Consider the following 22,436-nt stretch of genomic DNA (forward strand, 5'->3'; position numbering starts at 1 on the left):
GTACTTTTTATTTGAGGATTTTAGGCACGATATATTGTTGATAATAGTTTTGGTAAGTTTTAGCGGTAATCTCCGACGCCGTTCCACTAGTACCAAATTCTTTAATTTTCTTAGCACTGAAATTAGCTTTTTTGATGGCGCTGACGGAGAAGATTTGTGCATCATCGCCCACTAAAAACTTAACATTTTTAGCAGAGGTCGGTAACTTGGTATTTTTGATACTTTTTAGAACTGCTAACGTATTGGGGACGTAATTTCTGGTAAAGCTAAAGATATCGATTTTAGGTACTTTAATAATAATGTTATTGTCCGTAAAATTGATCTGAAAAGGAATTCTCGAATTAATATTATTGGCAATTTGATTTTCAATTACCGTTGCACTATCAGACGTATCATCTGTGGTATAATCACTGGAATCTGATTTAGCCATTTGGTTGTTGGTTAAGTTAGGATAAGTCTGAATTCCAAGGGCCGCTAAAATTACAATTACGATGTTTGACTTAGAAAAAATTCTAAGGGGTTTAAATTTTTTAGATTTTGGCATCTTCCTGTTCCGTTTCATTTTCTATATAATAAAGCATTAATAATAGACAATATATTACTTATACAATTATATTAAACAATGTATTAATACACAAACATTTGTTTGCTATTTGGGGCTTAAATCGTATTTTAGAATGGAGTAAATGATGATTAAATATGCAATTTTTGATTTGGACGACACTTTGCTGGATTTTAAGCGGGGAGAACGAGAAGGTTTAACCAAAATAATGACTAAATATGGGGTTTCTGACTTGAAGCAGGGGTTTGATACATACACCAAAATTAACCATCAAGTTTGGGAAGCAATTGAACAAGGTCAGGCTAGAGATGCTCTATTGAATACGCGCTTTTCCAAAGCTTTTAATTTATTAGGAATTAAAGTTGACGGAGCAACGGTGGAGGCAGAATATCGTAGTAGCTTAGACACTAATTTTTACAAACTACAAGGCGTAGATGAGCTTCTAAGCGATTTAAAAGCGGCGGGGGTCCATTTACTAGTAGGAACTAATGGCGTCAAAGAAACGCAGCTTCGTCGCTTAAAAGGTTCAGGACTAGAGCATTATTTTGAAGACTATTTCATCTCAGAAGACATTGGGTTTGCTAAGCCGGATAAACGTTTCTTTGAACCGATGTTTAAAAAATATGGAAATTTAACGACGAACGCCCTGATGGTGGGCGATCGGCTTCAAGCCGACGTTTTGGGTGCCAAACGCGCACAATTAAACAGTATTTGGTACAATCCTCAAGCATTACCGGTAGTTCAAGCCTACCAACCTACTTATGTGGCCAATTCGTTTAAACAAATTAAAAAAATTATCTTAAACGCGTAATTTAAAATGCATGGATAAACTAATTTTTGGTGCATTTTTTAGCGCCGTGAAGGTCAACTAACTAAAATGTTTTTCAAGATTTTTAAATCTTTGAAGAACATTTTTTTAGATTTCATGTCACTCTTTTTTGATTAATTTTAAGAAAAATAGGGTATCCAGCAAAACGCGCAGACAAGGCGTTTTAATGGATGCCCTATACTATATATTGTATTATACATATGGATAAGCACATAGATGTTGTGTTTTCAAGAATTGAATTTAAAAAATTTCGGAGTAATCTTTAGATATGGTTATTTGAATTATCGACAGAAAGAAGGACCGATAATGAATGCGCAGAGTTAGAACATTCGACATCAATCATATCTTAAATCGAGGTTATCAATCAACCTCATATTTCAAAGTGAAACATTTTTTTAATGTTTGGGGTCCCGGCTTAATTGTGATGTTAGCTGATACCGATGCAGGGTGTTTGATCACTGCAGCTCAGTCGGGAGCTCAATGGGGATATACAATGATTCTTCCCCAAATCTTATTGATTCCAGTCTTATATTTTGCGCAAGAGATGACGGTCCGCCTCGGAATTGTGACTAAAAAGGGACATGGTGAGTTAATCCGAGAGTATTTTGGTAAGAAGTGGGCTTGGATTTCGGCTGGAACCCTAGCTATTTCAGCTATTGGCGCATTATTGACGGAATTTGTAGGGATTGCCGGAGTGGGCGAAATGTTTGGTATTTCCAAATGGATTACAATTCCCATTGCGACCGTTTTACTGATTGCCATTGCGTTTAGCGGCAGCTATCGACGGGTTGAAAAAGTAGGTGTCATGATTGGTTTAGCAGAGTTGGCTTTTTTAGTCGTGGTAGTAATGGTTAAACCGCAACTGGGCGATATGGTGCGTGGTATTGGTACCATTCCATGGCATAATTCATCCTATATTTATTTAGTGGCTGCTAATGTTGGAGCAGTAATTATGCCGTGGATGATTTTTTATCAACAAGGAGCCGTAGTCGACAAAAATTTGGGCGTGGAAAGTATTAACAAAGAAAAACATGATACTTTTGTGGGAACCTTGGTAACACAAGGAATTATGTTAACGTTTGTGATTGCTTTTGCGGCGACGATGGGACTTCAGCACCAGCAAGTGGCCTTAGAAACGGTCAGTGACTTAGCCAGTGGTTTAAGTGCATTTATCGGAAGTTATCCGGCTAAATTATTTACGGGAATGAGCTTATTAGGTGGATCATTGGTGGCTGCGTTAGTCGTAGCCCTAGCCGGCACTTGGGGCGTTACTGAGGTTTTAAATTGGAAACATAGTTTAAACGAACCGCTTCAAAAGGGAAGTATAGGGTTTTACATAATTTACTGCTTGGCACATATTATTGGGGCCATTTTGGTATTAGCTAACATCAATTTAGTTAATTTAGCAGTTTCAGTGGAAGTAATGAACGCTTTGCTTTTGCCAATTGTTTTAGGTTTTTTGTTAATTCTGGAAGCGAAAGTTTTACCAGAAAAATATCGCATGCACGGAGTTTATCGTTGGTTAGTGACGGTTTTGTGCATGGTAGTGATGGGGTTCGGTTTATACATGGTTGGACCTATTATGGGGATTTGGTAGAAAGGGGATTGAATTTTAGATGGATAGTATTAAAACAGTACTAAGTGACAAAATTGAAAATTTGAAAAAAATGAAGGTGACAAAAGTTGATGGGGAAGTCGTTAACTTTTACCCTTATAAAATTGCTTTAGTAGTAGAAACATTAACCTCTGATGCGGCGCTCCAGACCAGCTTAAAAGAACAAATTTTTAATCGTATTGTTGATGATTGGGACAATAACATCAGCACAGCCGATATTAGACAAGTTTTTCAAGAAATTTTGCGGTTAAATAAGCAAGCTAAACTATTAGAACGGTACGAAGCTTATCGTGAAAAAGATATTAAAAAATGGAAGACCGCCATTGATCCACAATACAAACTTAATCAGCTTTTTAACGGAAATGACATGGTGGTTCATGAAAACGCCAACAAAGATAGTAATGTTTTTAGTACCAGAAGAGATTTGACTGCCGGAATGGTGGGTAAATCAGTGGGATTAACCATGATGCCTGAAATTGTAGCTAAGGCTCATTTAAGAGGAGATATCCATTTCCATGATTTAGATTATTCTCCACTAACTTCGATGACCAACTGTTGTCTAATTGATTTTAAGGGGATGCTGGAAAAGGGCTTTAAGATTGGAAATGCAGATGTGGAACCTCCTAAGTCAATCCAAACGGCGACTGCTCAAATGTCACAGATTATTGCTAATGTGGCTTCTAGTCAATATGGTGGTTGTTCGGCCGATCGAGCAGATGAATTGCTTGCTCCATACGCTAAATTAAACTATGAAAAACATTTAAAAGAAGCTGAAGAATGGGTTGAAGAAGGTCGCCGGGACGAATTTGCTAAAACAAAAACGGCTAAGGATATTTATGATGCAATGCAAGCTCTAGAATACGAGGTTAATACTTTGTTTTCATCTAATGGGCAAACACCTTTTACTACGGTTGGATTCGGATTGGGAACTTCCTGGTTTGAACGAGAAATCCAAAAAGCAATCCTCAAGGTTCGGATTAAAGGTTTGGGTAAGCAGCATCGTACCGCGATTTTTCCTAAACTGGTCTTTTCAATTAAACGTGGGTTAAATCTCAATGCTGGTGATCCTAACTATGACATTAAGCAACTTGCGGTTGAATGTGCCACTAAGAGAATGTATCCTGATGTCTTGATGTACGACAAGATTGTCGAATTGACGGGGAACTTTAAAGCTCCAATGGGCTGCCGTAGTTTCTTACAAGCATGGAAAGATGCAAACGGAAATGAAGTTAATAATGGTCGGATGAATTTAGGCGTAGTAACCATTAATTTGCCGCGCATTGCGCTAGAAGCTAAAGGCGATCGCCAAGTATTTTGGGAAATCATGGAAGACCGCGTTGAAACCGCTCGACGCGCACTATTATTCCGAATTAAACGTTGTCGTCAGGCACAGCCGCAGAATGCACCCATTCTTTATAAAAATGGTGCATTTGGCAAACGTCTCCAAGACGAAGACGAGGTCGATGAATTATTTAACAAGAATCGAGCAACGATATCGTTGGGCTACATTGGGTTATACGAAGTCGGCACGGCTTTCTTTGGCGCCGATTGGGAACAAAATCCGGAAGCTCATGATTTTACCGTAAAAATTGTTAAGTACTTGCATGATTACTGCCTCCAATGGGAAAACGAATATGGATATCATTTTAGCGTTTATTCCACACCAGCTGAATCACTAACGGATCGTTTTTGTGAAGACGATATTGAAAAGTTTGGTAAGGTAAAAGACATTACTGACAAAGAATATTACACCAACAGTTTCCACTATGATGTGCGTAAAAATCCTACACCATTTGAAAAATTAAGTTTTGAGGAAGCCTATCCTAAGTACGCTTCGGGTGGATTTATTCATTACTGTGAGTATCCCAATTTAAAACAAAATCCGGCTGCGCTAGAAGCGGTCTGGACTTGGGCTTATGACCATGTCGGTTATTTAGGGACTAATGCTTCAATCGATCATTGCTACAAATGTGGTTATGATGGCGATTTTAAACCCACTGCCCGGGGCTTCGAATGTGCACAGTGTGGTAACCGCGATCCTAAGACTTGTGATGTAGTCAAAAGAACCTGTGGATATTTGGGTAATCCAATGATTCGTCCGATGGTCCATGGTCGTCATCAAGAAATTGCATCACGGGTTAAACATATGGGTCAAGGTGAAGCCAATGAATAAATCACGACCAGTACGCTTACCTAAAAATCCGGAACCACAAGCCTGGTTGGCAGCTGATCGTAGTCTCCAATACATTGCCGACTATAAACCTTTTAACATGGTAGATGGTGAAGGGATTCGATGTAGCTTGTATGTTTCCGGATGCCTGTTTAATTGTCCGGGTTGTTATAACAAAGCTGCGCAAAATTTTCATTATGGGACGCCTTATTCAGATGAATTAGAAGATCAAATTATGAAGGACCTCGCTAATAGTTACGTACAAGGTTTAACGTTGCTAGGAGGAGAGCCGTTTTTGAACACGCAAGTTTGTTTGCGGTTGGTGCGACGAATCCGAGCTGAATTTGGTAACGAAAAAGATATTTGGTCATGGACTGGCTATACTTGGGATGAACTGATGCAAGAATCATATGATAAATTACAATTATTAAGTTATTTAGATATTTTGGTGGATGGACGCTTTTTAGAAGCTGAAAAGGATTTGAGCTTACAGTTTCGGGGAAGTGCCAACCAAAGAATCATTGACGTCCCTAAATCGTTAAAAGAAAATCGGGTAATTATTTGGGATAAGCTAATTCGATAAATGGGGATGATATAGGATGAGTACGCTATTAATTAAAGATTTAAAGGTGGTTGCCGGAGAGGAACCTATTCTTAACGGAGTAAATTTAGAAATTAAAGCTGGTGAAGTACATGCGTTGATGGGTCCAAATGGGACAGGAAAATCAACCCTATCAGAAACCATCATGGGTAACCCGCTCTATCAGATTGTGGAAGGACAAATCTTTTTAGATGGTCAAGATATTACAACTATGAGTGTGGATGAACGTGCTCGAGCAGGAATGTTTTTAGCAATGCAATATCCGACGGAAGTTGTCGGAATTTCGAACGCTGATTTTATTCACGCGGCCTTAAATGCGCGGAATGGAAATCAGCCAGTGGCCATTTTACCGTTTTTAAATGAACTAAAACAACAAATGGATTTTTTAGAAATCGATGAAGACTACGCTGATCGGGGCTTAAATGCTGATTTTTCTGGTGGTGAAAAGAAACGCAATGAAATTTTACAAATGATGATGCTGAAACCGAGCTTTGCCATTTTAGATGAAATTGATTCTGGTTTGGATATTGATGCTTTGCAAATTGTGGCTAAGGGAATCAATGCAATGCGAAGTGATGAATTTAGTTGCTTAATGGTGACTCATTATCAGCGTTTATTAAATTATGTGGTTCCTGATGTGGTCCACATTATGATGGGCGGTAAAATTGTGAAAACGGGTGGTCCAGAACTCGCCCAAGAGCTAGAAAAAACGGGTTATGCCGATTTAAGTGGTGCCGTGGAGGGGAGCGATAACGATTGAAACAAAATTAGAATCGCCAACTAAATATCCGAAAATTATGGGGATTAAATATGATCCTCAAAATTTTAGCTATGCATCGATGACAACGACGAAGTGGTCGTGGAAAGCTAATCCATTAGCCTTACAAGAGCTACAGGCCGCAGGTGGTAGGATTCAAGTTTTCGGCTCCACGCAGCAGCTTAGTGTCGCCGGAAAACGATTGTTAGAAAGTGAATTGCAAGCTAATGTGGATAATCAATTTATGTTGGAACATGCCCAGCAATCTTGGCAAGGACTTGAGCTGATTCTACCAGCACGGGTGACCTTAAAAAATAAGTTGCACCTCGAAATTACCTTCGAAGCAGCACAACCTTCCGCTTTTACCATGCTATTGAACGTTGGTGCCGGAAGTCAGATGCAATTAGAACGCGAAATCCATTATCCGCCAGTTAGTACCCGGCTTAACTTATTAACATGTGGAAAAGTGGAAGCCGATAGTCGATTAAATTTAGTTGATCGGTTGCAGGGCGGACAGTCGCCACAGCAAAGTTTATGGATGGCAAACTTGCATTGTCAAAAAGACGCTCAGTTAGATTGGTCATTTTACCCTGAGGTGAAGGGTAAAGTACTTGGAAAATGTATCACGGTGCTTGAAGAACAGGGAAGCTCTGCTGTATTCAAAGTGGGCCAATTTGGTCGTCGGGATGATTGGATTGGAATCCAAGGATTAATCGACCATCGTGCTCCTAAGACATTTAGCCGAATCAAAATGCGGGGAGTTCTTTATGAAAAGGCCCAGGTGTATTTTACTAGTATCGGTAAGATTAATAAGGGAGCCCATGGAGCTAATGCAGCCCAAGAAAGCCGGTTAATGACCATTGAACCGCATGCTAAGGGAAGTGTTAATCCCCTGTTAATTATTGACGAAAATGATGTGCAAGCTGGTCATGCTGCTAGTGTAGGACAGTATGATGAAGAAGCGTTGTACTATCTTTTAAGTCGGGGATTAGTGGAGGCGGATGCTAAACAAATTTTAATCAATAATTTCATGGAACCTGTTTTACCAAAAGAAACTGTGGAAAAGTAATGGTGGTAAACAATGATAGATGATCAAAAAATAGCCTATTTAGATAATGCAGCGACCATGCCGATGCCAGACGAAGTATTGGAAGTAATTGATATGTACTACCATGCCCATAAAGTTAATGTGCATCGGGGAATGTATCGATTAGCTCACCAAGTTACGGAACAATATGAAGCAGTTCGTCAAGCCACGGCTGATTTTATCAATGCTCAGGACTCCTCGGAGATTATTTTTACCAGTGGTACGACCGATGCCCTAAATTTAGTTGCTTTTGGTTATGCGGAAAAACAACTTCAACCAGACGATGAAATTATTATCAGTGTTTTAGAACACCATTCGAACTTCATTCCGTGGCAACGCGTGGCTCATAAAACGGGCGCAAAATTGAAAATTGTCGGTTTAGATGACCAACAGAATTTAGATATGCAGCAATTTTCCGAATTGCTTACGGAGAAAACCAAGCTAGTCGCCATTACGTTAGTTTCTAATGTGCTAGGAAGCATTGTGGATGCCAAGCAAATTATTGAACAAACGCATCATATGGGGGGAGTGGTTGTATTAGATGCTGCTCAAGCAGTTGGTCATCTACCCCTAGATGTTCAAAAATTAGATGCTGATTTCTTAGCCTTTTCTGGACATAAAATGTATGGGCCTACCGGAGTTGGAGTTTTATATGGAAAACGGAACTTGTTAGAACAGGTTGCGCCTTTGCGATTTGGCGGGGAAATGGCTGATGAAGTTGATGCTCAAACGGCGACGTTTCAACCGCTCCCCCTACGGCTAGAAGCCGGTACGCCTAACATTGCCGGAGTTTTAGGGTTGGGGGCTGCTATTCAATATCTACAAAAGATTGGTTTTACAACCATTCATCAACATGAACAGCAATTATTAAATCAGTTATACCAAGGATTACGGCAGATACCAGCAATTAAAGTTTATGGTCCAAGGTCTGCGGCCGAGCGCCAAGGGGTGCTTAGTTTTAACTATGGAACTATTCATGCCCATGATGTAGCGACCATTATTGATACCGAAAATGTAGCGGTTAGAGCCGGACATATGTGTGCGGAACCTTTAATGCAAGCTCTAGGAGTAAGTAGCGTCGTCCGGGCCAGTGTTTCGTATATGAACACGACGAGGGATGTCGAACAGCTTTTAGCAGCAATGAATCAGGTGGGTCAAATTTTATTATGAGTAATATTCAAGAACTTTATCAAAAAATAATTGTAAATCATGCTAAGTATCCGATCGGAGTCGGAGTTTTACCGCAATATAATTACCACGCTAAATTGAAAAATCCTGATTGTGGGGATGATATTGAGGTTTATCTCAAGGTGGTGGATCAGCATTTGGAACAGATTAGTTTTACGGGACAAGGGTGTATCATCAGTCAAGCTTCTGCCAGCATGATGGTGGATGCTTTGTCAGGCAAGCGCATTTTAGAAGCGCAACAATTGATGCAAAATTTTCAGAACTTGATTCTGGGAAAAGATTATGATGAAAGCCAATTAGGTGATTTAATCGCGTTTGCGACCCTCAACCAATTTCCAACGCGTGTTCGTTGTGGAATGCTAGCATGGCATGCAATGGCAGATGGATTGAATCAAGGAGGAATCAGCTTTGGAAAGTGAAAATCCACAGTTTGAAAAAGACCAATTAAGGGATGAACGTGGAGCGATGGATCCAGTCGCCCCCGTTTTTTCAACAGGAGTGGGGATTGATGCTGAAACAATCAAGCAGATTTCTCAGGCTAAAAATGAACCGGCGTGGATGCTTGAAATTAGGTTGGCAGCTTATCAAACCTATTTAGACTTACCGATGCCCAAATTTGGTCCCGATTTGAATGGAATTGATTTGGATCAAATTAAGTATTTCCAACGTGCTACGGATCACATCGCTCGGGACTGGGAAGACGTTCCCAATGATATTAAGGCTACTTTTGAGCGGATTGGTGTGCCGGAAGCTGAGCGTAAATATTTGGCGGGTTCCGCTGCACAATATGAATCAGAAGCCATTTATAGTAATCTCAAAAAAGATTTGGAAAGCCAAGGGATTATTTTTATGGATACCGATTCGGCGCTTCAGAAACATCCAGATTTAGTTCGCCAATATTTTGGAACACTGGTTCCTGCTGATGATAATAAGTTTGCAGCACTTAACACGGCGGTTTGGTCGGGTGGTACCTTTTTGTATGTACCAAAGAATGTCCATGCTGATATTCCAATTCAAAGTTATTTTCGGATTAATGCTGGAAGAACTGGTCAATTTGAACGAACGCTCATCATCGTTGAAAAAGGTGGGAGTGTTAATTATGTTGAAGGTTGCACGGCGCCCAACTATTCCGAAGATAGTTTGCATGCGGCGGTCGTAGAAGTTTTTGTTAAAAAAGATGGTTATTGTCGTTATACAACCATCCAAAACTGGTCGACCAATGTCTATAGCTTAGAAACTAAGCGTGCTCAAGCTGGGACGAACGCTACCATGGAATGGATCGATGGTAACTTGGGTTCTAAAGTGACGATGAAATATCCCAGCATTTACTTAGTTGGCCAAGGAGCTACGGGTTCCATGCTTTCAATTGCGGCTGCCGGAGCCAATATGCATCAAGATACTGGCGCCAAAATGATTCATATGGCCCCGCATACGCACAGTACCATTGTTTCTAAAGCAATTTGCCACAATGGTGGTCGAGCAGATTATCGAGGTTTGATTAAGTACACTAAAGCCGCAACCAAGGCTAAATCGCATGTGGAATGTGACACGATTTTAATGGACCCCGATAGTGCTAGCGACACTTTCCCAGTAAATGATATTGAAACTAGTGATGGAACGATTGAACACGAAGCCCATGTCTCTAAAATCGCAGAAGATCAATTGTATTACATGCAAAGTCGCGGTTTGGATGAAGCAACGGCGTCCCAGTTAATTGTGATGGGCTTTCTGGAGCCCTTTACCAAGCAATTACCGATGGAATATGCGGTGGAATTAGATCGGCTAATTAAGTTTCAAATGGAAGATAGTATTGGATAAATTGAAAAGAGTAATACGTAAAAAGCCCTATAATGGCGGCTTTTAGACGTATTACTCTTTTTTTATAAACAAAATTGTTGACTTTATGTCGTTATCGTCATATAGTTATTTATGTTGATAACAACATAAATGTAAAAACAAAGGGGTAAAAAATCATGGAAAAAACTTTTAAAACTTTAGATGACTTTTTAGGAACACATTTTATTTACACATACGATAATGGTTGGGAATACGAATGGTATGCTAAAAATGATCATACTGTTGATTATCGAATTCATGGTGGAATGGTTGCTGGTCGTTGGGTAAAAGACCAAGAAGCTCATATCGCTATGTTAACGGAAGGTATTTACAAAGTAGCTTGGACTGAACCAACTGGTACTGATGTAGCCTTGGACTTTGTTCCTAATGAAAAGAAATTAAATGGAACAATTTTCTTCCCTAAGTGGGTTGAAGAACATCCAGAAATCACGGTTACTTTCCAAAATGAACACATCGATTTGATGGAAGAATCTCGTGAAAAGTATGAAACTTACCCTAAGCTAGTTGTCCCAGAATTTGCTACAATTACTTATATGGGTGATGCAGGCCAAGACAACGATGAAGTTATTGCCGAAGCTCCATACGAAGGTATGACTGACGACATCCGCGCTGGTAAGTACTTTGATGAAAACTACAAACGCATTAACAAATAAAGTTTAGATTTGGAGAGAAACCAATAATGCCAAGACCAAGAGTTTTACCGTACATTATTTTAGGATTATTAAATAAAAATGGAACGATGTCTGGTAAAGATATGATTAGTGAGTTTAAAACTGATATAAGTGAGTTTTGGACGGTATCACATAGTCAGCTCTATCCCGAATTACAACGGATGGTGGATGAAAAGCAGATTAAGGTGGCTGAAGATGTGGAAGTTAAGGATCGGAAAGTCATCAATTACGTGATTGAAGCTAAAGGGCAAGAGACGCTAAAAAGATGGCTTGCCGAACCGATTACTTTAAAGAATGATGAATTAACATCATTGAAACTTTATTGTATTTCAGATCAACGAGCCCCAATCTTGCAACAAATTTTAAAACAGTGTTTGGCGTTGCATCAACAAAAGGTAGTTCATTTAAAAGCTCGAAAAGAATTATTATTTGGAGACGAATCAGCGATTAAAGGTAATTACGGACACTATTTGATTTTATCCAGAGCCATCGAACGTGAATCGGACTATGTTAATTGGCTCCAATCTAAAATAAACTAATAAAAAGCGTTGAATCTAAGCTGAGTTAGGCTGATAATTCAACGCTTTTTTTGATGGTTTGTTGTTGTGAAATAGCCCAAAGAATTAGTAACAAAATAGTGAGGTAATTGATAGGTCCTAAAAAATATTTACCAATATGATAACCAATTAAATTTCAGATTAAACCTATGCTATTCTTAAAGTGGATAAATGTTTAATTAAATTGAGGAATGAAGGGGTTTTGGAGGATGAAGAAACAAGTATATATTATTATCAGCATTGTGTTAGTTATTTTAATTGCGTTATTGGCATTAGCTAATACGGCAGCGACAGACATCAACTTTTTATTCACGACGATTAAGATGCCACTAATTTTATTGATTTTGATTTGTTTATTAATTGGTGCCTTTTTCATGTTTGTATTGTCGATGAGTTCTGCTATGAAGAAAAATGGCGAAATTAAAAATTTGAAAAATGAAGTTGAACAAACTAAGCGCGAATTAGGACAAAAGACGGAAGAATTAGAACGTCGTAAGAAAAATGCAGATACGCAACTAGGGCGTTAAATATAAATAGGGTTAATCGGTGCCAGTTCGTCAAACGCCTCGATTGTGGGTTATGATACTTTGAAAAATAACCCTAAATCATATATCTTCACCAAGAAATATAATCAGACAATTAATCTTAAGGTTAAACCACACACTAAATATGTAACATTGTATTTCAATCAGGTTGATTACGATGGTAAGCATAAAAAATTAACCTTGTATGCGACAACGTATTTCTTAGCTATGACTGGACAGACTGCTACAATTCAGACGCCAGCTGGGTTTACCTTTAAAGATGGTAGTACAGTTTGAAAGCTGGATATTAAAGAAAATACAGGAGAAGTTCTGTATGAGGTTAAGAAGGCACCGTTTAAACAACAGATGAAAGCCTATTAGGGATATTATTTGTTAGGAATTACGATGATATTGCTGATTGCAGTTGATGTGTTGTTGGCTTGGATTGGTAGGTTGATTGATGGTAGGAAGTCTAAAGAATAAAATACAAAAAACAGCAAGTTGATTTGCTGTTTTAGAGGAGGGCCAACTTTTGAAGTTGGTCTTTTTTATATTAGATGGTTAAGGATACTTTAATAAAAACTATTATATGTCTGCAAATTCGGTTAATAAGTTTTCGGCCATTAATCCGATTGGAGTTGGTTCATCATTTGTATCAAAGCCTTGAGTCATTAATTTATGATCAATGAGGTCGTAAAGTTTTGTGAACTCTTCTTTACTGAGAGTTTTATTAACATCAAAGTCAGGTACCAAGACATGTAAATTCTGGATGGCTTCTTTAGTAAGCATTTTATTAAGATGGATTGGTAGATTTTTAGAATGAAAAAATATAATTTCAGCAATTTCGGTAATCGGAGTGGCCCATGATGTTGAAGAATCTCCAATATCAAAATCAAAGTGCATATCCCAGGAATAGGGATGAGGTGGAGCAAATACGATTGTAGCAAATTTACCATCTTTTAATTTAACTACATCCAGTTCCTCCAGTTGATCGATTTCTTCTAGAGTGGGAGGAACTACGGAGGATAAACGTACATCGACATATTTTTCGGGAATAATATCAAGCATTTGTTGTATTCGAATGCCGATATTATGTGATTGTTTATTAGATATTTGACTATATTTGAGTAACAAACCTTCTAATTTATTTTCTAAATCAAACCACTCACTATCAGTACAAAGGGTCTCCACATTAATATCGGGAAATTCCTCAATTAGAAAATTCACGTCATGTTTGAAAAAAACATCTTTGATTGATAACGATATTTTAGTTGGTGATAAAAATGAATCTAAATGTTGGTAGACGTGTGCAATATCAATTTGTTTAATGGTAATGAGTTCCCAGCTTTCGGAGCCTTTTTCAACTCTCACTTCGTATTCTGTATTAGCATCGTTGATACTAAATACTATCGCAAGGCGACCATCGATGAGTTTGACTAAATCATATTTATGAATTTGAAATCTGGGAGTGGGTTTAGGTTCGGATATTGATTTTAAAAAGTTATCTTTTTTGGATGGAAGAGCTTGTTCAGCTCGAACCATATCAAAAACGTAGTCGAAATCTCTGTAATATTTAGAAATTAGTTTTTCAGCATACTTGGTGTTACCAGTCGTTGAAATGTTGCTAATAACACGTTTTTTAACCCGTTCTCGAGATAAATCTAAATCCAGAATATCTTGCTTTTTTAGTAAGGTTAAATAAATTTTAGTATCGTCTTCATAATATTTTGTTTCGACACGTTCTTTACTAAAAACTGAACCGTGGTCTCCCTTTACATAAAACTTCCAAATGACCGAAAGATTCAACAAAATGAATCCGAATAAGGCACCAAAACTAACCAGATTAGAAACCGTATCTTGTGAAAGCGTTAGTGATAGAATTAGTGAAGCCAAGCCCACTAGAACAATGGCAAAGATTGGTGTTCGATACTTCTTATGCAATTTAGCAAAAGCAGGAGGTAAAATGCCATCTCTGCCCATAGCGTAAAGAATCCGTGAAACTGCGGTTTGACCTTCTTGACCACTGGCGAAGCCGAATGAAAGAATAATTGTAATGTCTGCTAATTTAACTAACCATGTGCCACCAACTCGTTGAAGAATACCGAGAAAGGCAGTATTCTGATTGAGATTTTGATAATCTGGAGCTACAAATCCAGCCAAAACAGTAATAACAACAAACAGAATACCAATTGATAAAATTGAAAGAATAATAGCTCTCCCTACTGAGCGATGTGGATCTTCCGCTTCTTCAGAGAGCGTACTGATGGCATCAAAGCCTAAATAACTAACAATGACAATACCCGTTGCTTGGAGAACACCCTGTATGTTGAAGTGTTGAGGATTATAAAATGAAATCGTTTGTGGTTGAATAGCACCCGAAAGAAGTAGTCGAATGGTGCCAATAATAAAAGCAACTAAAACAATTCCTTGGAGTGCAAACAAAACCCAACTAATTTTAGTAACAACGTTTGCACCTAAAATATTGACGATAGTATTAAATATCACTAAGATAATGATCCATGCCCACCCAGGAACTGTCGGAAATAACGATTCACCGAATGATTTACTGATTAAATAGGTGATGGTGGGAATCAAAAAGTAATCAAGTGTAATCCCCCAACCACCAATAAATCCTAAACCGGCATTAGTTCCTTGTTGAACGTACGTATAAACTGATCCTGAAAATGGGTATCTCCTCGACATCGTAGCATAACTAAATCCTGTAAAGAGCATTGCCACCATTCCTACAAAGTAAGCTAAAGCAACCATACCATTTGCAGGGGTTAGGAATGATCCATAAAATGCGAGTGGTGCAACCGGGATCATGAATGTAATACCATAAACTAATAAATCTTTTGTGGAAAGACTAACTTTGAGTCCTTCATCATAGCTTGTGTTTTCTTCCATATAATATGCTCTCAAATTTTAATAAGTTTTATTTATAAAACAGTATAAAAAATCATTTAACGGGTTCTATTTATTTTTAAAATGATAGTATCTGCTTATAATTTTTTATCTTCCCTGACCAATAATATTTTCGTTGTGAACTCAGAAAATATTAATTGTTAAGAACTAGTCTTTCCAAACACTCTTAGCTGTATCAATCACTAAATTTAATTTATTCCACTGATCATCCTCAGTTAGACGGTTACCTTCCTCTGTTGAGGCAAATCCACATTGCGGTGAAATACAAAGATTTTCCAATGCAATATATTGACTAGCATCCTCAATCCGTCCTCTTAAGAAATCTATGTTTTCTAAATCGGGACGCTTACTGGTAACAATACCAATAACCACACGTTGTTGACGGCCATTTTCAGAAATTAGTTTCAATGGTTCAAACCCTCCAGCACGATTATCATCATATTCCAAAAAGTAACCATCAATATGCAGTTGGGCCAAATATGGGCTAACTGAATCATAAGCACCAACACCGCCAGCATAATGAGAATCATAATTTCCCTTGCAGACATGCATTGTTAGCGTTAAGTCATCTGGCTTGCTGTCAGCAATGCTATTAATTGCCTTCACTGTTGCTTCAGCAAAGGGTCTGAGTTCAGGCGATAAAGTTCCTTTAGAGAAGCTTGCCCACATTCCCCATGACGTGTCATCAAGCTGAAGATAACGACAACCCAAGTCATAAAAATGCTGAACCGTTCTTTTATAAGCTTCGATCGTATCATTTAGAAATTCATTAAAGTCACCATTGTAGTATTCGTCAAAAACTTCAGCTTGTTCAATGGGAAATAGAACTGAGGGACTGGGAATTGTCTGTTTAGCTGTAATTCCATCTGGTACAATGCTATTGAGGTATTTAAAGTCTCTAAAGAATGGATGGTCAGGATTGTAGGTTACCTTGTCAATAATCTTGATGCCACCACTTCTTGTTTCTTCACCCTGAAATTTATAACCTTTTTGGGGGATAAAATATTGTGTTCCATTTAATCCGGCAAGAAAATCAAGATGCCACCAACTGCGGCGAAATTCGCCATCAGTCACCGCTTTCAAGCCAATTTCTACTTGCTTTTCTACGATACGATCAATTTCTTTGTTTTCAACTCTTCGAAGGGCATATTCATCAATTTTATTATTGCGAAAATTATCACGGGCCTGTTTTAATTTTTCTGGACGTAATAAACTACCTACTTCATCATATCTGTAGGGGAAACTTTCTCTAATTGCTATTGTCATCTTAATCACTCCTATTAGTATTTTTAGATAAAAAAAAGCCCTTATACAGAATTGATCTGTATAAGGACGATATTGCCGTGTTACCACCTTAATTTTCACATAACTTGCGCTAAGTGACTTATCAAGTCCAAAAAAACTGACAATCCCATTGTTTTATAAACAATGAGGATTCATTGAACTATTACGCTATAAGGTGCGTTCACCAGGTTATTTTGCTAACGGCTCAATAACCCCCAGCTCAAAGACCATATTCATCAATTCCCGGCAATTCACTCTCATCAAATGTGAACTCTCTCAATACCGTTCTGAGACTACTCATCTTCTCATTGCTTTCATTCTATCAATTTAATTAAGAATTATAGTCAAAAGAATTAAAATGTCAACACAAAATTCACATCTATTTATAATGTACTTCTTTAGATAACCAACCTATCACTATCATTTGGAAAACTAAAATTTTATTTTTAATAAGCTCACAAGCCTTAAATGGCAGTCTGTAGCTAATATTTTTAATAGATTGTTGGTCAAGTAGTTAAAGGGTAGATTGCAAAATTAATCCGAACGTCGTTCAGATTAATTTTACAATCTACATCTACCAATATAATGTTTAAAAGTGTTTAAATAGAGCCAAAAAAGGTCACAACTTAACAGTTGTGGCCTGTTTTTTGATGCTGTATAATTAAAGGGTTAGAACCGTGCCATTACTTAATGACATAAGTTAGGAGATAAAAGAATGAAATATGGCTATGCGCGGGTCAGTACCACTGATCAAAAATTAGCAACTCAAATTGAGCTATTACAAGTAGCCGGTGCCCAAAAAATTTTCCAAGAAAAGTATACCGGCACAACTACTGAACGACCAGAGTTCCAAAAACTATTGCGGGTTCTAAAAATAGGTGATACTTTAATTGTGACTAAGTTAGATCGGTTTGCACGGAACACGCGCGAGGCATTAGCCATTATCCAAGAGTTGTTTAAAGAAAATGTCAAAGTTAATATTTTGAATATGGGGTTAATTGATAATACGCCGACTGGCCAACTCATTTTTACAATATTTAGTGCCTTTGCACAGTTTGAACGCGATATGATTGTCACACGCACACAAGAAGGTAAATTGTATGCCAAGCAACACGATCCGTTGTTTCGGGAAGGGCGACCGAAAACGTATTCTGATGAACAGATCAGATTTGCCTACGAATTACGAAAACAGGGCATGACCTATAAAATGATTGAACGAAAGACGGGGATTAGTAAACGCACGCAGCAGCGACGGTTTAAGTTAATTGAAAAATAGGTATGCTAAGAATTGCAAAAGATTGATCCTAAAATTACTCAAGATGGCTTAAATAGTTTAAAAATGAAGACTCAAATAACCCCTCATATAGAAGAATTATCACTTGGTTTAACTAGTTTTTAAGCAAAATTTATTTTTAAATTGGAGGAACTATCTATATTAGCTGTTTATTAATATGGTAGATTGCAAATTTAATCCGAATTTTTTGACAAATTAGTCAGCATCACTTGGTAAGGTGTTTGCCAGTTAAGTACTTTAAGGGGGCGTTGGTTAATTTCGAGTAACGTCGTTGTTAAATCTTGAGCACTAATGTGCTCAAAACAAGTCCCCTTAGGGTAAAAATAACGTAAGTTCCGATTGAATCGTTCATTACTGCCGCGTTCAGCGGGCGTGTAAGCATGGCAGTAATAGGTCTGAATACCGTATTGTGGTTCAAATGACACTAGATTGCTAAACTCAGTTCCACGATCGACAGTAAAGGTGTGTACCGGTCTCTTAAAAGTTGTTAGAAACATAGTTAGGGCTTCATTAACAGTCGCCGCTGTCCGATCTTTTAATCGGTAAGCCCAAAGAAAACGTGATTTGCGATCAATTAGCGTTAATAAAGCAGCCTTGCTATGTCCACGAGGGCCAACCACTGTATCTATTTCAAAATCACCGATGCGGTTACGTTGGTTAATCACAATTGGTCGTTGTTCAATTGAACGCCCTAATGATTGATTATATTTAGAACGTTGGTCAAGGTTACGCCGTTGGCGTAGCCCATGTTCAGGTAGTTCACTCAAGGAGAATTCAATTTTCCCCTGATATAGCCAATTATAAATAGATTTAGTGGCTAGTTTAAGCTCATGCGCAATCACTTCCGGTGACCAGCTTAGACGTAAATGGTTTAGAATGGTTTGCTTTAATTTGGCATTCAGTTTAGTTTTTCGGCCACAATGCGCCCGTTTATATTCAGCGTTGGCCTGTGCTAATTCAGCTTGATAAGGTTGACAACGAGATAATTCATAAGAAATCGTAGACGGAGATTGTTTTAACCGCTCAGCCATTTGGATATTGGTCAGTCCTAGCTCACAAAAGGTTTCAATTTTAATTCGTTCAGAATAGGTTATACTAGACAAAAGATCAGCTCCTAAAAAATGGGTTTGTGGTAAACACCATTTTAAAGGAAGCTGATCTTTTTTGTCCGAACAGCGTTCGGATTAATTTTACAATCTACCAAATAACGTTAATCTTCCATTATACGAGTCCCGGCTTCAAGGGTATTATCAAGCTTATAAATAGATTGAATATCGATGATTACAATAGCCCCATGATTAAATCTCTCGACAACTTGTTTTGGCAATAATTGTTCTGTAACTTCATCGTTTTCATGAAGATGCGCAACACCTTCGAAGCGAAAGCCCTTTTGTTCTTTTCGATTAGCGACCGCCACAGCTACTCTACCATTAGCAATAACATTATTGTAAGCATGTCGAAATGTATGCTCATAGTATACTAAATGTTGATCATCCAATACATGTAATGATCCTTTAGGTCCCACCTTAGGGTAGCCGTCTTTATCAACTGTAGCTAAAAAAGGAAATTGTTCTCCAATCATAGTTTTCATTTCTTCTGTCAAGCTTTGCATAGTATTTTCCTCCAATATAAAGTGTCTTTCCGACACAATATTCCTTAAACTAATTTAAACCGTTCTTTTACATTATCACTCCCTAAAATTTTTCTCTAATGAAATGTCTGTACCAACCTAGCTTGACTTAATAAGGTTCTGATGCAAAAATTCTCAGACCAAATTGATTTTGCATTTAGCTAACCTAAAAAACGAGGTAGCTACGGTGAAAAATCATTTTAAAGAGAATGGCATTTCTAGAAAAAATTATTTTTGTAGCTGTTGGTTACTATCTTTGATTTTCTTTGAGCTACCTTAATTGTGGTTGATATTTTACGTGACCTCGGAATTATAATTCATCATATAACCGTCATGCGCTGGGGTTACTATTATGCAAGTTATCATGGTGGAAACAGCGATATTAACCTAGTCAAAGCTGACGAGTTTATAAAATCTACATAAAAAGCCAAAGTGAACCGATTCTCTTGGGCTTTTTCAACATCCTAATCATTAACCGAATTATTCGCGAACTAGTACGGTAAATGATTGCTATATTTTTTAAACTACATTTTTATTGTTTTTTGAACCGGATCCCCTTTGAACAATAATCATTGTTCATCAGTTGGCAATAATTTCTTGAGCGTATCTAAAAAAGCCCTGGCAGCTGCGGATAGTGGGTTTGATTTTGACCAAATCAAACTTGCATGTGCTTCAAGAGATGGGGCCAATGGTAAAAATGCTAAATCAGTATTGGCAGTATTGATAATTCCAGACAAACAAATCACAATTCCTAAACCAACTGGATTGTAGTCAATACGTGAGACAGATTTTAAGAGAGATCAAGAACCGCGTTTAGCTTCCACAGCTCAAATAAATCATTAATTTCGATTAATAACTTATTTGAACCATGGAAAGCATTAAAGCATGCGGCCATTTGGTTCGCAATCGTTGTGATTTCAACCTGCAAGGGGAGCTGAGTGCACTATGAATTCTTTTCCTATTATAAAAGGAATGCCAGTCAAAGAGTCCAGAAGGGCCTTGTAGCAAATTTTTAACAATTAGTGCTGGTGGGCGTGTTGTTGACTTGACTGGGGCCGATAAGCGGCAACTAACCCTGTCACAGTGTCCAAAGTCATAATCAGACCCATTAACCACATTGCTGCCATATTGTGCATAGTACCAATTAGAATCAGCAGCACCACATTTAACGCCAGCATGAGCCAGCCCATTGTTTTCGATATTTGTTGCATGAAAATCCTCCTCAAGTGTATTGGATAAGACCTATACCATTTTTCGCTACTACTTTAGATTAATTCTAAATTATGTTTATGGCAACCCTAAAAAATGTTAAAATTCTTGTCAGAGGGGGAAATCACGATGAAAAACTATACGGACTATTTCTTTGATGAGCCAGCGTTTGATCTACACGATGGTGGGTACGTGCCGCTTGAGGTCAGTGATGCGCCTGAGAAGCCCTTAAATGTGCCGCCGTTGTTGAAACCGGATAAAGAGACAGCGACCGACGTTTATTACACGGTGACAACAGAGGCTGGGGAAACACAACTGTTGCCAGGGGCGAAGACCAAGACGTGGGGCTATAATGCCAGTCTGTTAGGTCAGACGATTGTGTATCGCCGTGGTCAACATACGCATGTGACATTGAAAAACACCCTGCCTGAGTTGACCACTTTTCATTGGCATGGGGCTAATGTCAGTGGCCCTTATGTTGATGGCGGATGCCATGCGCCGCTTTATCCGGGTGAAAGTAAGCATATCGACTTCACATTGGACCAACCGGCGACGACTTTGTGGCTGCACGCGCATCCATGCCCATCCACGGCCGAGCAGGTTTGGCATGGTTTGGCTGCCATGGTGATTGTCAAAGACGACCATGAAGCCAGCCTGCCATTGCCAAGGAACTATGGCGTTAACGATATTCCAGTCATTTTGCAAGATCGACGTTTTCACGAAAACAATCAGTGGGACTACCGGGCTGATTATGATCCTGACGGTGTTGCTGGGCCAACCGCAATGATTAACGGTACAATCAATCCCTATTTTGATGTCACCACGCAAAAGGTCCGGTTGCGTTTTCTAGATGGTGCTAATCGCCGTGAATGGCGGTTGCATTTTTCTAATGACTTACCATTTACGCAAATTGGTGGAGATGGCTCATTGTTACCGGATCCGGTCAAATTCACCCATCTAATGCTAACTTGTGCTGAGCGTGCCGAAGTGATTGTTGATTTTGGCCAATACCATGAAGGCGATGTGGTTACCTTATATACGGATGATGTGCCATTGTTAAAGTTCCGCATTCATGCGTTCAAACCGGATCAGACAACTTTGCCTGATAAGTTGTTCGACGTGAAGGCACCAGTGGTTGATCCGGATTTGCCAGTTCGCCATGTTGTGATGCAGGGAATGGACGAAAGTGTCGCGATCGATGGTAAAAAATTTGCTATGCAGCGGATTGATGCCACGCAGGCGATTGGCAAAGCCCAGTACTGGGATGTTACCAATAGCAATGATGCGCCTGGAATGGTTCATCCATTCCATGTGCATGGAACCCAATTCTTAGTCTTGTCGCGGAATGGGCATGCGCCGTATCCAAATGAACATGGTTTCAAAGATACCGTTGGCGTGAATCCTGGGGAAACGGTTCGGCTGCTGGTTCGCTTTGATCTGCCAGGGGTTTATATGTATCACTGTCATATCATTGAGCACGAAGATGGCGGCATGATGGCACAGATTGAAGCATTCGATCCAGCCAAGCCAAAGCAAGAATATAAATTGATGGATATGGATACGTTAATGATGGCCTTGGCTAAAGAACGTGGCGTCAAACCATCTGAGATTTGGATGGGCGGTATGCAGTCTTATGAAAAAATGGGAATGAAAATGTAAACGTCCCACAATACTAA

At 38.6% G+C, this 22,436-nt stretch carries 21 protein-coding genes, 1 pseudogene and 1 other annotated feature; of the genes and pseudogenes, 16 read left to right on the forward strand and 6 right to left on the reverse strand.

Annotation, left to right across the window (positions count from 1 at the left end; all coding sequences use genetic code 11):
* Positions 1-7: 7 nt before the first annotated feature.
* Positions 8-544: a hypothetical protein gene (locus PEPE_RS02375; protein ID WP_002834038.1), complete on the reverse strand. Its 537-nt coding sequence runs from the start codon at positions 542-544 to the stop codon at positions 8-10.
* Between the two features lie 145 nt (positions 545-689).
* Between PEPE_RS02375 and PEPE_RS02380 the strand changes: the two genes are divergently transcribed.
* From PEPE_RS02380 to PEPE_RS02440, 13 genes are all read left to right on the forward strand, one after another.
* Positions 690-1,373: a YjjG family noncanonical pyrimidine nucleotidase gene (locus PEPE_RS02380; RefSeq protein WP_011673085.1), complete on the forward strand. Its 684-nt coding sequence runs from the start codon at positions 690-692 to the stop codon at positions 1,371-1,373.
* A 328-nt stretch (positions 1,374-1,701) separates the two neighbouring features.
* Positions 1,702-2,988 carry an NRAMP family divalent metal transporter gene (locus PEPE_RS02385; RefSeq protein WP_011673086.1) on the forward strand — a complete coding sequence of 429 codons (1,287 nt, stop codon included), beginning with the start codon at positions 1,702-1,704 and terminating at the stop codon, positions 2,986-2,988.
* A gap of 19 nt (positions 2,989-3,007) precedes the next feature.
* Positions 3,008-5,179, forward strand: a complete 2,172-nt coding sequence (gene nrdD, locus PEPE_RS02390) for an anaerobic ribonucleoside-triphosphate reductase (RefSeq protein WP_011673087.1) — start codon at positions 3,008-3,010, stop codon at positions 5,177-5,179.
* A complete protein-coding gene (gene nrdG, locus PEPE_RS02395) occupies positions 5,172-5,759 on the forward strand; it encodes an anaerobic ribonucleoside-triphosphate reductase activating protein (protein ID WP_002834033.1) in 588 nt (195 codons plus the stop codon). The genes nrdD and nrdG overlap by 8 nt, the downstream gene beginning before the upstream one ends.
* A gap of 16 nt (positions 5,760-5,775) precedes the next feature.
* Complete coding sequence (gene sufC, locus PEPE_RS02400; protein WP_002834032.1) at positions 5,776-6,537, forward strand: Fe-S cluster assembly ATPase SufC; 762 nt, start codon at positions 5,776-5,778, stop codon at positions 6,535-6,537.
* Between the two features lie 37 nt (positions 6,538-6,574).
* Positions 6,575-7,603 carry a SufD family Fe-S cluster assembly protein gene (locus PEPE_RS02405; protein ID WP_002834031.1) on the forward strand — a complete coding sequence of 343 codons (1,029 nt, stop codon included), beginning with the start codon at positions 6,575-6,577 and terminating at the stop codon, positions 7,601-7,603.
* Between the two features lie 12 nt (positions 7,604-7,615).
* Positions 7,616-8,791, forward strand: a complete 1,176-nt coding sequence (locus PEPE_RS02410; RefSeq protein WP_011673088.1) for a cysteine desulfurase — start codon at positions 7,616-7,618, stop codon at positions 8,789-8,791.
* Positions 8,788-9,228, forward strand: coding sequence for a Fe-S cluster assembly sulfur transfer protein SufU (gene sufU, locus PEPE_RS02415; protein WP_011673089.1), 441 nt, complete (start codon positions 8,788-8,790; stop codon positions 9,226-9,228). The genes PEPE_RS02410 and sufU overlap by 4 nt, the downstream gene beginning before the upstream one ends.
* 46 nt (positions 9,229-9,274) lie before the next feature.
* A complete protein-coding gene (gene sufB / locus PEPE_RS02420) occupies positions 9,275-10,627 on the forward strand; it encodes a Fe-S cluster assembly protein SufB (RefSeq protein WP_049752779.1) in 1,353 nt (450 codons plus the stop codon).
* Between the two features lie 155 nt (positions 10,628-10,782).
* Positions 10,783-11,319: a phenolic acid decarboxylase gene (locus tag PEPE_RS02425; RefSeq protein WP_002834025.1), complete on the forward strand. Its 537-nt coding sequence runs from the start codon at positions 10,783-10,785 to the stop codon at positions 11,317-11,319.
* Positions 11,320-11,345: 26 nt separating this feature from the next.
* Complete coding sequence (locus PEPE_RS02430) at positions 11,346-11,876, forward strand: PadR family transcriptional regulator (protein WP_011673090.1); 531 nt, start codon at positions 11,346-11,348, stop codon at positions 11,874-11,876.
* Between the two features lie 227 nt (positions 11,877-12,103).
* A complete protein-coding gene (locus PEPE_RS02435; RefSeq protein WP_011673091.1) occupies positions 12,104-12,421 on the forward strand; it encodes a LapA family protein in 318 nt (105 codons plus the stop codon).
* A 60-nt stretch (positions 12,422-12,481) separates the two neighbouring features.
* Positions 12,482-12,715: a hypothetical protein gene (locus PEPE_RS02440; protein ID WP_029257763.1), complete on the forward strand. Its 234-nt coding sequence runs from the start codon at positions 12,482-12,484 to the stop codon at positions 12,713-12,715.
* Positions 12,716-14,170: 1,455 nt separating this feature from the next.
* Here the strand turns inward: PEPE_RS02440 and PEPE_RS02445 are convergent.
* Both PEPE_RS02445 and PEPE_RS02450 read right to left on the reverse strand, forming a co-directional pair.
* Positions 14,171-15,325: pseudogene (locus tag PEPE_RS02445) on the reverse strand (APC family permease); the annotation flags it as partial.
* Between the two features lie 165 nt (positions 15,326-15,490).
* A complete protein-coding gene (locus tag PEPE_RS02450) occupies positions 15,491-16,609 on the reverse strand; it encodes a 5-methyltetrahydropteroyltriglutamate--homocysteine S-methyltransferase (RefSeq protein ID WP_011673093.1) in 1,119 nt (372 codons plus the stop codon).
* Positions 16,610-16,668: 59 nt separating this feature from the next.
* Positions 16,669-16,945, reverse strand: a binding site (T-box leader).
* A 397-nt stretch (positions 16,946-17,342) separates the two neighbouring features.
* Here PEPE_RS02450 and PEPE_RS02455 point away from each other — a divergent pair.
* Entirely contained in the window at positions 17,343-17,903 is a 561-nt protein-coding gene (locus PEPE_RS02455; protein ID WP_011673094.1) for a recombinase family protein, read from the forward strand.
* A 191-nt stretch (positions 17,904-18,094) separates the two neighbouring features.
* Here PEPE_RS02455 and PEPE_RS02460 read toward each other — a convergent pair whose 3' ends face one another.
* Positions 18,095-19,024, reverse strand: a complete 930-nt coding sequence (locus tag PEPE_RS02460; protein ID WP_011673095.1) for an IS30 family transposase — start codon at positions 19,022-19,024, stop codon at positions 18,095-18,097.
* A gap of 107 nt (positions 19,025-19,131) precedes the next feature.
* The gene (locus tag PEPE_RS02465) at positions 19,132-19,533 is read right to left on the reverse strand and encodes a pyridoxamine 5'-phosphate oxidase family protein (protein WP_011673096.1); all 402 of its coding nucleotides are present in this window, start codon (positions 19,531-19,533) and stop codon (positions 19,132-19,134) included.
* Between the two features lie 615 nt (positions 19,534-20,148).
* Between PEPE_RS02465 and PEPE_RS09240 the strand changes: the two genes are divergently transcribed.
* The gene (locus PEPE_RS09240) at positions 20,149-20,322 is read left to right on the forward strand and encodes a hypothetical protein (RefSeq protein ID WP_011673097.1); all 174 of its coding nucleotides are present in this window, start codon (positions 20,149-20,151) and stop codon (positions 20,320-20,322) included.
* Between the two features lie 248 nt (positions 20,323-20,570).
* On the opposite strand, the gene PEPE_RS02470 is transcribed toward PEPE_RS09240, so the two are convergent.
* Positions 20,571-20,762: a hypothetical protein gene (locus PEPE_RS02470; protein ID WP_011673098.1), complete on the reverse strand. Its 192-nt coding sequence runs from the start codon at positions 20,760-20,762 to the stop codon at positions 20,571-20,573.
* A gap of 127 nt (positions 20,763-20,889) precedes the next feature.
* Here PEPE_RS02470 and PEPE_RS02475 point away from each other — a divergent pair, with 127 nt between their 5' ends.
* Entirely contained in the window at positions 20,890-22,419 is a 1,530-nt protein-coding gene (locus PEPE_RS02475) for a multicopper oxidase family protein (protein ID WP_011673099.1), read from the forward strand.
* Positions 22,420-22,436: the final 17 nt, after the last annotated feature.

The sequence above is a fragment of the Pediococcus pentosaceus ATCC 25745 genome (genome assembly GCF_000014505.1).
Taxonomy (GTDB): Bacteria; Bacillota; Bacilli; order Lactobacillales; family Lactobacillaceae; genus Pediococcus; species Pediococcus pentosaceus.

What these genes read in the sequence shown, in the direction of transcription:
- PEPE_RS02470 (WP_011673098.1), bottom strand. Translation starts at nt 20,762, where the DNA reads ATGCAACAAATATCGAAAACAATGGGCTGGCTCATGCTGGCGTTAAAT.
- PEPE_RS02405 (WP_002834031.1), top strand. Translation starts at nt 6,575, where the DNA reads ATGGGGATTAAATATGATCCTCAAAATTTTAGCTATGCATCGATGACA.
- PEPE_RS02410 (WP_011673088.1), top strand. Translation starts at nt 7,616, where the DNA reads ATGATAGATGATCAAAAAATAGCCTATTTAGATAATGCAGCGACCATG.
- PEPE_RS02385 (WP_011673086.1), top strand. Translation starts at nt 1,702, where the DNA reads ATGCGCAGAGTTAGAACATTCGACATCAATCATATCTTAAATCGAGGT.
- sufC (WP_002834032.1), top strand. Translation starts at nt 5,776, where the DNA reads ATGAGTACGCTATTAATTAAAGATTTAAAGGTGGTTGCCGGAGAGGAA.
- PEPE_RS02375 (WP_002834038.1), bottom strand. Translation starts at nt 544, where the DNA reads ATGCCAAAATCTAAAAAATTTAAACCCCTTAGAATTTTTTCTAAGTCA.
- PEPE_RS02475 (WP_011673099.1), top strand. Translation starts at nt 20,890, where the DNA reads ATGAAAAACTATACGGACTATTTCTTTGATGAGCCAGCGTTTGATCTA.
- sufU (WP_011673089.1), top strand. Translation starts at nt 8,788, where the DNA reads ATGAGTAATATTCAAGAACTTTATCAAAAAATAATTGTAAATCATGCT.
- PEPE_RS02425 (WP_002834025.1), top strand. Translation starts at nt 10,783, where the DNA reads ATGGAAAAAACTTTTAAAACTTTAGATGACTTTTTAGGAACACATTTT.
- nrdG (WP_002834033.1), top strand. Translation starts at nt 5,172, where the DNA reads ATGAATAAATCACGACCAGTACGCTTACCTAAAAATCCGGAACCACAA.
- PEPE_RS02465 (WP_011673096.1), bottom strand. Translation starts at nt 19,533, where the DNA reads ATGCAAAGCTTGACAGAAGAAATGAAAACTATGATTGGAGAACAATTT.
- PEPE_RS02455 (WP_011673094.1), top strand. Translation starts at nt 17,343, where the DNA reads ATGAAATATGGCTATGCGCGGGTCAGTACCACTGATCAAAAATTAGCA.
- sufB (WP_049752779.1), top strand. Translation starts at nt 9,275, where the DNA reads ATGGATCCAGTCGCCCCCGTTTTTTCAACAGGAGTGGGGATTGATGCT.
- PEPE_RS02435 (WP_011673091.1), top strand. Translation starts at nt 12,104, where the DNA reads ATGAAGAAACAAGTATATATTATTATCAGCATTGTGTTAGTTATTTTA.
- PEPE_RS02450 (WP_011673093.1), bottom strand. Translation starts at nt 16,609, where the DNA reads ATGACAATAGCAATTAGAGAAAGTTTCCCCTACAGATATGATGAAGTA.
- PEPE_RS02430 (WP_011673090.1), top strand. Translation starts at nt 11,346, where the DNA reads ATGCCAAGACCAAGAGTTTTACCGTACATTATTTTAGGATTATTAAAT.
- nrdD (WP_011673087.1), top strand. Translation starts at nt 3,008, where the DNA reads ATGGATAGTATTAAAACAGTACTAAGTGACAAAATTGAAAATTTGAAA.
- PEPE_RS02380 (WP_011673085.1), top strand. Translation starts at nt 690, where the DNA reads ATGATTAAATATGCAATTTTTGATTTGGACGACACTTTGCTGGATTTT.